The organism is Rhizobium sp. J15, assembly GCF_002531825.1.
GTDB lineage: Bacteria > Pseudomonadota > Alphaproteobacteria > Rhizobiales > Rhizobiaceae > Rhizobium.
In genome coordinates, this window is sequence record NZ_NWSX01000006.1 from 269207 (window position 1) to 281092 (window position 11886).

An 11886-nucleotide genomic window follows, 5' to 3' on the forward strand; every position below is an offset into this window, starting at 1 on the left:
GATGTTTGACCCACGCGAAAAAATTGCACTCTTTATTGACGGTGCCAACCTTTACGCTGCATCCAAGAGCCTCGGCTTCGACATAGATTACCGCAAGCTGTTGAAAGCATTTCAGAAACGCGGCTATCTCCTGCGCGCCTATTATTACACCGCCCTGATCGAGGATCAGGAATATTCCTCGATCCGTCCTTTGATCGACTGGCTCGATTACAACGGCTACAAGGTCGTCACCAAGCCCGCCAAGGAATTCACGGATTCCATGGGGCGCCGCAAGATCAAGGGCAATATGGATATCGAGCTTGCGATCGATGCCATGGAACAATCCGAGACGGTCGACCATCTCGTCATCTTCTCCGGCGACGGCGACTTTACCAACCTGGTCGAGGCGCTGCAGCGCAGAGGCCGCAAGGTCTCGGTGATCTCGACCATGGCGACGCAGCCGCCGATGATCGCCGACGACCTGCGCCGGCAGGCCGACCACTTTATCGATCTCTTGTCTCTGAAGGCCGAAATCGGCCGCGATCCCTCGGAGCGGACACCGCGTCCGGCCGAAGTCGCACCCGCCAGCGACTTCGAGGACTGATCCGCCCGAAGCCGCAGAGCCACCAGCACATCCGGTGCGTCAGCCGTTATCCTTCAGCAGGCGGCTCTTCTGCCTATTCCAATCGCGCTCCTTCTCGGATTCGCGCTTGTCGTGAAGTTTCTTGCCCTTGGCGAGCGCCAGTTCCATTTTCGCCCGGCCGCGATCGTTGAAATAGATCTTCAGCGGGACCAGCGTCATGCCTTCGCGGTTGACAGCCGAGCGCAGGCGATTGATTTCGCGGCCCGACAGCAGCAGCTTGCGGCGCCGGCGCGGTTCGTGGTTGAAGCGGTTCGCCTGCAGATATTCCGGAAGATAGGAATTGATCAGCCATATCTCGCCGTCCTCATCGGATGCATAGGATTCGGCGATATTGGCCTTGCCCTCGCGCAGCGACTTGACCTCCGTGCCCTTCAGCACGAGGCCCGCCTCATAGGTATCGATAATCTCGTAGTTGAAGCGGGCCTTGCGGTTTTCGGCCACGATCCTGTTGACTACGCGCTGGCTGCCTTTGGGGGCCATGACGACATTCCATTGCTTCGGGGCGCAAGAAGTCGCGCCACCATTTCTTGTCCCTTATGTAAGGGAGCGATGCTGCCTTGTGAAGACGATCGCGGCGTCAGTTCAGCAGGCCGGCATGACGCATGGCCGCATCAATCGCCGCCTCCGTCGCCGGCTCCAGCGTCGAAATCAGGGGCGAGCGGACGTTACGGCTCATACGGCCAAGCCTGGAAAGCCCGTATTTGGCGCCGCAAAGGCCTGGCTCCATGAAGATCGCCTTATGCAGCGGCATCAGCCGATCCTGATATTCCAGCGCGCGGGCATAATCGCCCGTAAGCGTCGCGGCCTGGAAATCGGCGCAGAGGCGTGGCGCGACATTGGCCGTGACCGAGATGCAGCCGACGCCGCCATGGGCGTTGAAGCCGAGCGCGGTTGCATCCTCGCCGGACAATTGCCTGAAATCCGTTCCGCAGGTGATACGCTGTTCGGAGACGCGCTCGATCTTGCCGGTCGCGTCCTTGACGCCGACGATGTTCTTGTGCGCCCTGGCGAGCGCACCCATGGTTTCCGGCGTCATGTCAATCACCGACCGGCCGGGAATGTTGTAGATATAGATCGGCAGATCGACGGCCTCGGCAATCGCCGAAAAATGCGCGATCAGACCTTTCTGCGTCGGCTTGTTGTAATAGGGCGTGACGACGAGCACGGCATTCGCGCCGACCTTCTCGGCATGCTGGGCAAGCTCGACCGCCTCGCGCGTGTTGTTCGAGCCGGCGCCGGCCATGACGGGAACGCGCTTTGCGGCGACCTCGATGCAGAGTTCCACGACCCGTTTGTGCTCGGCATGCGACAGCGTCGGGGATTCGCCCGTCGTGCCCACAGGAACGAGACCACTGCTGCCTTCCCGGATCTGCCAGTCGACATGCGCGGCGAAGCTGTCTTCGTCGATCAGGCCGGCATCCGTGAAGGGGGTGACGAGGGCGGGGATGGACCCATTGAACATGCAAAGCTCCTCACGACCAAATCCTTGCTTCGGCCGCATTCCATGAATATGAGTTGCGCACCATAGAGCGACGAAATCGTTGCGACAAGCACACAGAGTTCGGTTTAGGGCAAAATCCGATAGCAGATGTGAATGAATTTTACCTGGTACGGTAAGGTTTCGTTAAGATGCCTCTAGCCAAATGGCAGGGCGTGTTTTCGTTGCGAGATTCCGGATGAAGAAAGCTGTCTTGATCCTCTCCGCCTTCGGCCTTGTCGCCGCTGCGTGGGGCAGCGCTGCGTCGCCCCTTCCCGGCGAAGGCGCTCCCATGCCCGCCGTCAAGCCGCTCGGCTTCATTCCCGAGACATCCATGCCGGAATCGATCACGACGGGCGCCATTCCGCGCAATCCGGCGATCGCCCCTGTCAACAGCGAGCTCAAGGCCGGCCTCGACGCGCTTTCCGATAAGAATCCGCAGCTGGCGCTCTCGATCCGCAACGGCATGCGCGGCGGCGCACTCGACCGCCATATCCTCACCTGGGCGATCGCCGTTTCCGGGCTGAAGGGCGTTCCCTCCTACGAAATCGCCAACGCCTCGCAGGAGCTCAAGGGCTGGCCGGGTCTTTCGCGGCTGCGCGCCTATTCCGAGCGCGCGCTCTACGATGAGAACCCCGCTCCTTCGGCCGTGCTCGCCGCTTTCGGCGATACGGCACCCGAGACGGTACAAGGCGCCGTCGTCCTCGGCAGGGCGCTGGTTGCCTCAGGCAAACAGGCGCAGGCTGCCAAATATATCCGCAAGGTCTGGCGCGCAGAGGCTCTCGACAAGGCGACCGAGGACAAGATCCTCCTCGAGTTTTCCGCCCTGCTGACGCCTGCCGACCACAAGGCGCGGATGGACTATCTGATGTATCGGGGCCGGGTGGCGCAGGCCAAACGCTTCGGAGACATGGGCCAGGCGCAATCGCTCTACAAGGCCTGGGCCGCCGTCGACGGCAAGGCCGCCAATGCCGGCGCGCTGCTCAACGCCGTGGATGCGAGATGGCGAGGCGATGCCGGGCTGCTGTTCGCCCGGATCGAATATCTGCGCAAGCAGGACAAATATGCCGAGGCGGCGGCACTTCTGGAACAGATGCCGCGCGAGCGCGCCGAACTCGTCAATTCCGGCGAATGGTGGAACGAGCAACGCATCGTCAGCCGCGGCCTCGTCGACCAGGGACAGTTCAAGCCGGCCTATCGCATCGTCGCAAACTACGCGGCAACGAGCCCGACGGATATCGTCGAGGCCGAGTTCCATGCCGGCTGGTATGCGCTTCGCGGCCTGCAGGACCCGACGGCGGCGGAAACACATTTCCGCAAAATCCTTCAGACATCCAATGGACCGATCTCGGTTTCACGCGCCTGGTATTGGCTCGGGCGGGCGGCGGAGGCCGGGGGACCTGGCAAGTCCGGCGAATTCTACGCCAAGGCTGCGAGTTTTCCCGGCACTTTCTACGGCCAGCTCGCTGCCGAAAAATTGGGGCGAAAGACGCTGAACGTTGCCTATCCCTCGCCGAGCGCGGCTGACCGGCAGCACTTCCAGGGCCGCGAAGCCGTGCAGGCAATCGCCCGGCTGGAGGCGGCAGGCCATGGGTGGCGCGCCGACATGCTCTATCTCGCGCTTGCCGATCAGCTGCAGAGCCCCGGTGAACTGGCGATCCTTGCCGCGCAGGCCGAGCAATCCGGCAATCATCATCTCTCGCTGCAGATCGGCAAAGTCGCCTATGGGCGCGGCATCGATGTTGCAGCCCTCGCCTTCCCTGTTGGGGTTATTCCAGCGAACGCCAATATATCCGGATCCGGCAAGGCGCTCGCCTATGCCATCGCCCGGCAGGAAAGCGCCTTCAACCCCGCTGCCGTTTCCGCGGCGAATGCGAGGGGTCTGCTTCAGCTGCTGCCGGGAACGGCCCAGGCCGTGGCCAAGCGTCATAACATCGCCTATTCGAAGGACAAGCTGACGGCCGATGCCGGCTACAATGCAACACTCGGTGCGCATTATCTCGGCGAACAGATCGAAGCCTTCGGCGGCTCCTATATCCTCACCTTCATCGCCTACAATGCGGGGCCGAAGCGCGTGCCGGAATGGATCGGCCGCTACGGCGACCCACGCGGCAGACCGATCGACGAGATCGTCGACTGGATCGAGCGCATTCCCTTCCCGGAAACACGCAATTACGTGCAGCGGGTGATGGAAAATTACGAGGTCTATAAGGCCCGCCTCGGCCAACCGACCGATATCGAGCGCGACCTCATCGGCGGACGCAGCGCCTCCTGACGCCATTTGGCGTGGCTGGAAAAGCAAGCTACATCTTCGAGGTCAACAGGTCCCGAGGATGCGATGCCGGATACGAGCGATTTCCAGGAACGATTTTACATTTCCTCTGACGGGCTCAGGCTCTATGCCCGTGACTACCGGCCCGACGAGGCGGCAACCGCCGGACGGTTGCCGGTGGTCTGCCTGCCGGGCCTCACGCGCAACACGCGGGATTTCCATCCGCTCGCGCTGCTTGTCTCCCACGACAGGACGGCGCCGCGCAGGGTAATCGCACTCGATTCGCGCGGGCGGGGAAACTCCGCATGGGATGAGAACAAGGCGAACTACAACCTCGCCGTAGAGGCCGGCGACGTCATTGCCGCATGTGCCGAGCTCGGCGTCGAGCGGGCAATCTTCATCGGCACGTCCCGGGGCGGGCTGATCCTGCATCTGATCGCGGCGGCGAGGCCCGATCTTCTCGAAGCCGTCATTCTCAACGATATCGGTCCTGCGATCGAAGTTCAGGGCTTGGTGCAAATCCGCGACTACCTCAACGGCAACAGGAAGCCGGGGGACTGGAAGGAGGCAGCCGCTATACTGAAGGAAATTCATGGCGCCTCGTTTGCCGCGCTCGGAGAGCAGGATTGGCACGAGATGGCGCTTGCCCTATATCGCGACGGTAGCGGACGGCCGGTCGCCGATTTTGATCCCGCGATTGCGGAGGCGCTCAAATCCGTCGACTTCAACCAGCCGCTGCCCGATCTCTGGGCACAGTTCGACAGCCTGCGCCGGCTGCCCCTATTGCTGATCCGCGGCGCAAACTCGCCGCTGCTCTCGAAAGCGATCGCGGATGAAATGGCGCGGCGCCATCCGGGTTTAATTCTGCATCTTGCAGCAGAGCAAGGACACGCGCCCTTTCTCCATCTCGGCGCCATCCCCGCAGCCATTCAGGCCTTTCTCGCCGATTGCCGGTGATCTTATCCAAGCCGATCGATCGTAAGATACGCCATCTCCAAATACAAAAAGCCCGGCTCGAGAGCCGGGCTTTCCTGATTGACCGAGGTCAGATCAGATTAGAATGCACGCTGCAGGCGGAAGTAGCCCGAGGTGGAGTCGTCAGCATCATCCGGATCGAGGTACTGAACCGAAACCTTGGCGTAGAAGTTGTCGACGATCTGATAGTCAACCGTCAGACCGACCTTCCAGGCATCGCCGAGACCGTCGAAGTCATCCGGAACGACCTTGTCGCCGCCGAAGTAGTTGCCGTAGTACTGAACAGCCGGGGTGATCTTCAGCTTGTCAGTTGCCTTGATGGCGTATTCAGCAGCGATCGCCCATTCAGCCGTAGAGTAGTAGGAGTTCGGGCCGGTGGAGTAAACGCCGGCGAGGCCGAACGTGCCAGGGCCGATGTCAACCGTACCCATTGCGCGGACAGCGCCGTCTTCGTTGTCGACGTCGTAGCCGGCCGTGAGCTGGTAGCTGAATGCGCCAGCCTTGCCACCGAGACCAACGGCAACACCAACGTTGTTGGCTTCTTCGCCGACTTTGTAGACGCCGTCTTCCAGTTCGTCGACGCTGATGCCAGCGTAGAAGGAGTCGGTTTCGTACTGATAACGGATGGAGTTGTGCAGCGTTTCGACAGAACCGATATCATCGGTTTCGCCCGAAAGGCCATCGTCCCACCAGCTGTAGAAGAGACCGGCGCGGAAGCCAGCGACGTCGAGGTAAGCGGAGTCGAGGTGAGCTTCCTGGTCGGAGGCATTGTCAGCGTTGAACTGCATGACGATGACGCCGGTCAGCGGACCGTACTCGGTGTCGCTCTTGGCCGTGAACTGAACCTGACCGCGGGTCACTGCGTCCCAGTCGGAGTCGCCGCCGACGTCTTCGCCAACGTTAACCTGGAAACGGATGTAACCGTTGATCTTGAGGCAGGTTTCGGTGCCCGGGATGTAGAAGTAGCCGGTGCCGTAAGCGTCGCAGACGCGAACATATTCAACCGGTTCCGGCTCAGCAGCGACGATAGCGTCAGCAGCCTGAGCGCCGGATACTACTGCGAGAGCAGCAGCGGAGCCGAGAAGAAGGCTCTTGATGTTCATAAATGACCTCCAATTCAAAGTTTCAATCGGGTTTGGGATCTTTCGCTGAGCAGCGTTCCCTGCCCCATCCCCGCGTTTCAAGAAGTGGACGGTCAGCCGCCCTTGCTTCCGAGGGTGAAAATACAAGACGGGGGCCGTCACGCAATCACCAACTTGCTCGAACAGGGGGTTTGAAAGAGCCTTCCCGCAATCCTGTTGCTGAAAGGACACAAGTCGGGCAGCCGGCCCCGATTTCCTTTATGCTTTGTTAAGAAAATCCTGATTTTGCGGCTGCTTAGCCGAGATCCACAAAGCATTGGACACGCCCCAGGCGACACATTCACAACACTTTTCTGACGGGATTCGACCCTTGGAAGAAAGATGGCGGCCGCCAGAAGCGTAACCCAACGGTCACCGAAGCCGCTTCCGCCATCCAGCCGGACATGAGTCGCGGAAGGTGATTCCCGCAGGCGATTCTCTCGTTCGAGAGCAAAGACATTTCCCGCCGGCCCGCCACCAGATATAGCCGGCTATGCGAAGATTATTCGCGACCAGAAACCAAGGACCTAATTATGCTTGGGGAAATTTGGATGGCGGAGAAGATGGGAAAACCCTTCACCTTCCCGGCAATCCCACAAGCCTTGCCTTTTGTCTCGTCGCGCTGCTCGGTTTGTGTAGCAGTGATGTGTATCAATAGCTCGAGCCCGGCGAGCATGCAACAGACGCAACTAAGAAGATGAGCAGAGGTTACAGTTTTATCCGAAATCCGCCGGCGTCGACTTCGGACCTGCGCTGAACGATCGCTTCATAAGCCGTCTCGATTGCAATAGTTTCAATCGCAGTCACTTTGGCAGTGAACCGTTCTGCGTAGGGCTTCCTCGCCGATGGGCGCGTCATTTCTGCCAGACGCGCCTTCTTTTCCCTATCCTCGAAACCGATTGCGTTTTCGAAAACTACGATATTGTCTTTGCTTACGACTAATTCGTAGTTCGCTTTCGTCTGATAGTGCTGATACTCCCGCTTGGAGTTCGGAAGCAGCGAGGTCCCCGCTTTCCTGCGCAAGTAAATGGTTGAGGCAATCCCGAAACGAAGGAGCATTCGTTGAACGGCTATTAAGTTTGGCCGAGAGGATTGATTAAGGCGCACGGATTGCCCCTTTTCTTTGTCGCCAGCGACAGTACCGTCGGCATCAAAAAACCCCCCCAGAAATCCTCGGACCAGAGACGCATTCCCTTCGATAAGTTGCGGCTTAATCAACTTGGTTTGACTTTCCAGAAATTGCGCGGCGAAATCCTCAAGCGCTCTTGTCTGAATAGAGAGTGTGCCGTGGATATCGTTGTAGGCTCCGCCGGAATAGGTCTTGCTAACTCCCATGGTGCGTATGATACGGTCTGCGCGATCCGCTAGGTCCGCATGATGAGGCATCCAAAACCGCAGGTACGTGCCGCTACTGTTATGTGGGTTATGCCCGCCATTGCCAGTTACCTGTCCGAGCAACCAGCCCCGTTCAAAATCTCTTGAATTGGTTTCAATTATCGAACTCCGGTTGTTGGCAATCAGCAGCACTGTTCCCACCTCGATCGAACTTGCTTGCACCCATGCCCTTTGACCTACGGAAGCTCCTCCGAACACTCTGCCCCTTGCGACCTCAATAAGCACCTCCTGATCAGGGCTGAGGGTGATCTCGTAGCCGCGATCGGTCGCAACTCTTAACAATGAGGGAACTTCAGTTTCTTGAAGTGCCTGATGAGTGACTTCCAGATCAGTGGAATGAACCCTGAACGCCTCGCGGAGGCCTGAAGCTCGCCTAGGTCCCAGCGTAGTCGTTATGTATGTTTCAGCGGCAACGGACATTTGACTACCTAAGATAGTTCGGAAACGAGGATAGTTTTATCGCCACATGGGTTAACGATCATCTGGTACGACAGGTTGATCACCTGTTCGGCGATCTCCGTCATCAGCCTGCGGGCGTCTTCGTCGGGCGCGTACTTGCTGCCCTGCGCATAGAGGCCATCGACGTAGGCTTCAATGCCATGGTTCTTATGGGTGAGCTTGTCCACGTTGATGAGGCCGGGCTCGCCGGTCTTGTCGTGGTATGCGGCCTTCGCCAGTTCGCAGAGAACCTTGTAGGCGTGCAGGTCCCATTTATCTATCTTACCGGCGGCGTACAGGATGGTGGCATAGCCGACAGAGCCTGCAACGTCCTTCGAGCCGATCAGCTTGACAACCTTGGTGACGCGTTCGCGGAACTCGGCGTCGATGGCTACAGAGTTGTTGGATGACCAGAGGAAGCCGCCGCGCTTCAGCTCGATGAAGCCGAAGATGGTCTTGTCCTTCCAGTGCTTGGTTGCCATGCGGGCGGCACGGCGGGCACCACCTACAAGCACGCACTCGGCGGCGTAGTGGTCGGCGTAGATCGCAGCGCGCCACGGAAGCATGCCAGCGTCCCTGAGCTTGGCGATGGAGGCAATAGCGCCCATCAGCGGGCCGGGGCCGGAGGCCGGGCGACCCTGCATGCCCATGATCGGACGGCCCTTCTCGCGGACGCCGGAGAATTCGAGGATGAGCACTTCGCTGCGGCGCTTCTGGAACGCCATGACTTCGATCTTCTCGATGGCCTTCTTTTTAATGAGAGACGATGGAAGAGGGATTTGATTAGGAGTGACTGTGATCGATAAGATATTGCAGTCCTCGCAACTTGTTGCAGATGGAGATGACACCGGGACAGCGGATATGTGGGGACTCACAAATGCAAGATACCTCTGATCAATCGCAGCAATCGCTGGCGAAGCTAACGGCCTTATCTTCCTACTTCCGGATAAATGATATGCCCGAAAGCCCGGACAACCGATCCCACCCATGTTCCGTGAGTTCGAACATTTTGGCTGATGGATTGCAAAAAATGCGATCCGATTTTAGCAATGCTCCAACAACCCAGGCATCCGGCCTAACGTACCCGTCACTAAACTGGATGCCTTTCATTGGTATCCTGCCGCCGGTGAAGAGCGTGTAACCAAACAGAAACGCGTCCGTGCGTGACTTTTCATTTTTAGCGTTATTCGCTTCCTGTCCCCAGGCCTCGATGGTCTCTAAGTCGAGGAAGGGCGCTGCCTGAGATGTCCAAGCTGAGGCCTTCTTGCCGTCTATCCTAAGGCAAATATTGTCAAAGATGACACGCGCATTCTCGCAGGAAATTGGAAGCACATGATCCCCCTTCGACACTCATGATCATAATTTGCTACAATAAGAGTTCCCTTTTCTCAACCCCGGTCACCAGCGTCAAAACCGTGGTTCTGGCGGAACCCGATCTTTGCGGGGATAAATTGTCTACGAATGCAATTTTGCTAAAATAATCGGCTTCTCGAAACCTGTTTTCCATCTAGAATGAAGATGGTTTTTTGAAATTCAAGCGTCGAGGCGATTGGTGAGTTCGACAAGCAAAGGCGATCGGCTAGAGGATGCTTTCCATCAATATCTCGTTGATCAACAAGATCGTGGAGAGCTCGTGTTCGGAGCGTATCCTCCCGGGAACTGCAGAATTCACAGGAAAAAAAGTTATTACTGTCGAGAACGCGAGGCAGATGTCGAATTCGATATCGTTTTAGAGCTCTATCGGACCGGGAGAGACACTCCTCACCTCTATGTCATTTTCGAGTGCAAAAACCACGATGCGAACATCTCCGAAGTTCACGTAAATGACTTCTCATCAAAAATTGGTCGCATATTTTCGCATGCGGTCAAGGGCATTCTCGTCGTAACTTCGAGATTGCAGTCTGGAGCCGAGAAGGTCGCCAGAAATGCACGAATGGGTATCGTTAAGTTTGATGAGCTTGGTCTGGAAATTATTGCCGACCGCAGGGGTTCCTGCGTTGAGCATGGTTTTGTCCGCTCTCAAATTTTCAGAAGTGACGATGCTACAAAATCGCTGAAATTTTCCGCCTATCACGATGGGAAATATTTCAGCTCGATCCACGAGCTTATAACAAACCTCGATCCTGAGCTGCCAGACCATGCTCGGCACAACAATGAAGGTAGCAGCCTTTCAGTACCCTTCCTTTCACTCGGTGAAATAAAAGCCTCAGCTGCGAAGGTGCTTGAACTCACGGATTACAAGACCGGCGCGGTGGACCTTTCAACCATTTGCCGGAGGCTATCGATCGATTTGCAGTTCGTTGATCATGCCAAGTTTGACACTGACGGCGTCGCCGTATTGGGCTCCGCAAACTTTGGGCGCAAGACCATACAAATAAACACTCATACACGCGAAACGCGAGAGCGCTTTACGATCGGCCACGAGATCGGTCATTTCTGCTTAGAGCACGAAAGATATTTGCGATCCGAGACGATTATTGAAAGGGATCTTTTCATCACCCGCGAAAAAACCGACAGCTTCAATTATGAGCGTCTTGAATATCAGGCGAATGCCTTCTCGGCCGAGCTTATCCTGCCAGATGATACTTTCTTGTGGAAGACGGCGCACTTCCGCCGTGATCTAGACATGAGAGATCGAGGGCATGGATATATATTTGTCGACGACCAGCCCTGCAATTATCAACCCTATGAGGAACTACTCTCGCTTCTATCGACCTACTTCGCGGTTTCGAAGAAAGCTATTGAAGTGAAGTTTAAAAAGGAGAAGCTATTGACCGATCATAGGAGGCGTGTTGATGCTTCTCCTACGTCTGGGCTCGTCTCAGATTTGATTTCATCTCGGAGGCTCTGACAGTCCTCTTAAGCAGACTGTCGATTTGCGACCGCGCATGAGCAGCAATGCGGCGATATGCTGACGCCCCCCTGATTGGGTCAGCCGCTGTTGCCACCACGGGAGCCTATTTATCCTTGCCTATTCACCCGTGTAGATTTGATGCCTCGGAATAATGAAGCCTTCCGGGATCGGAGCGCGGTCAAAAATTTTGGCAATTTGCGGGCCGTGTTGCATCCGGAGATCGCCCGCGAGGTCTACCGGGACCAGAGACAGCCGTGCAAACCATTCCAAGCCTGTGACCGAATATCGGTTCACAATATGCAGCCAGCGGTCAGGCTCTCTGAAGCGCTTGTGGAGCGCCATGTGAAGTGAGTGGGTGAGGGTGTACGGCCGCCAGTCGTAATAATTCTCGCTGTGGAGCCTTAGCTGGGTTTTCTGTCCAGAGATGCAACAGGTTGCACCGCGCTCGGCCCAGCCGTTGTCGATCAAGAAATGGATTAGCTGCCAGCCCCGCACACGCTCTTCGAAAACGAAGCCGTTGTAAGTTGGGGTCGTGCCCCACTGCCATTGTCTTAGACCTTTCAAGGCAGAATGCCTTCCCTTCGCTCGACGTTCGCCGCTGGCGCGAACTGAGGAGAATTGACAGGCAACCCTTCTGTCTTTGGGTTCTCGCAGGGAGGAGCCCTATCCGTAAGTCTCGCTCATTTGGAAAGCGCATCTGTGTTTAAGCGTGGAATGTTGACCCCTCTGGCG

Annotated in this window: 11 protein-coding genes; 4 read left to right on the plus strand and 7 right to left on the minus strand. The window is 57.4% G+C overall.

All coding sequences use genetic code 11. From position 1 onward, the window contains the following. Position 1: 1 nt before the first annotated feature. Positions 2-583 carry an NYN domain-containing protein gene (locus CO670_RS07775; protein ID WP_097589708.1) on the plus strand — a complete coding sequence of 194 codons (582 nt, stop codon included), beginning with the start codon at positions 2-4 and terminating at the stop codon, positions 581-583. A gap of 39 nt (positions 584-622) precedes the next feature. Here the strand turns inward: CO670_RS07775 and smpB are convergent, their stop codons facing one another. Both smpB and dapA read right to left on the minus strand, forming a co-directional pair. Next, positions 623-1102 (minus strand): SsrA-binding protein SmpB, encoded by a 480-nt coding sequence (smpB, locus tag CO670_RS07780; RefSeq protein ID WP_097589709.1) that lies wholly within the window; start codon positions 1100-1102, stop codon positions 623-625. A gap of 97 nt (positions 1103-1199) precedes the next feature. Continuing rightward, entirely contained in the window at positions 1200-2084 is an 885-nt protein-coding gene (dapA, locus tag CO670_RS07785) for a 4-hydroxy-tetrahydrodipicolinate synthase (protein WP_097589710.1), read from the minus strand. A 214-nt stretch (positions 2085-2298) separates the two neighbouring features. On the opposite strand from dapA, the gene CO670_RS07790 reads away from it, so the two are divergent. Beyond that, a complete protein-coding gene (locus tag CO670_RS07790; RefSeq protein WP_097589711.1) occupies positions 2299-4374 on the plus strand; it encodes a lytic transglycosylase domain-containing protein in 2076 nt (691 codons plus the stop codon). A 63-nt stretch (positions 4375-4437) separates the two neighbouring features. After that, positions 4438-5328, plus strand: coding sequence for an alpha/beta hydrolase (locus CO670_RS07795; protein ID WP_097589712.1), 891 nt, complete (start codon positions 4438-4440; stop codon positions 5326-5328). Positions 5329-5426: 98 nt separating this feature from the next. Here CO670_RS07795 and CO670_RS07800 read toward each other — a convergent pair whose 3' ends face one another. The 4 genes from CO670_RS07800 to CO670_RS32900 all read right to left on the minus strand — a co-directional run bounded on the left by CO670_RS07800 (position 5427) and on the right by CO670_RS32900 (position 9632). Further along, on the minus strand, positions 5427-6449 hold the full coding sequence (locus CO670_RS07800; protein WP_097589713.1) for a porin: 1023 nt from the start codon (positions 6447-6449) through the stop codon (positions 5427-5429). A 726-nt stretch (positions 6450-7175) separates the two neighbouring features. Further along, the gene (locus CO670_RS07805) at positions 7176-8282 is read right to left on the minus strand and encodes an LAGLIDADG family homing endonuclease (protein ID WP_097589714.1); all 1107 of its coding nucleotides are present in this window, start codon (positions 8280-8282) and stop codon (positions 7176-7178) included. Positions 8283-8290: 8 nt separating this feature from the next. Then, entirely contained in the window at positions 8291-9025 is a 735-nt protein-coding gene (locus CO670_RS07810; protein ID WP_097589715.1) for a hypothetical protein, read from the minus strand. A 211-nt stretch (positions 9026-9236) separates the two neighbouring features. Continuing rightward, positions 9237-9632, minus strand: coding sequence for a hypothetical protein (locus tag CO670_RS32900; protein WP_176538889.1), 396 nt, complete (start codon positions 9630-9632; stop codon positions 9237-9239). A gap of 220 nt (positions 9633-9852) precedes the next feature. Between CO670_RS32900 and CO670_RS07820 the strand changes: the two genes are divergently transcribed. Further along, on the plus strand, positions 9853-11151 hold the full coding sequence (locus CO670_RS07820; RefSeq protein WP_097589733.1) for an ImmA/IrrE family metallo-endopeptidase: 1299 nt from the start codon (positions 9853-9855) through the stop codon (positions 11149-11151). Positions 11152-11271: 120 nt separating this feature from the next. Here the strand turns inward: CO670_RS07820 and CO670_RS07825 are convergent, their stop codons facing one another. Further along, the gene (locus CO670_RS07825) at positions 11272-11718 is read right to left on the minus strand and encodes a hypothetical protein (protein WP_097589717.1); all 447 of its coding nucleotides are present in this window, start codon (positions 11716-11718) and stop codon (positions 11272-11274) included. Between the last annotated feature and the right edge of the window lie 168 nt (positions 11719-11886).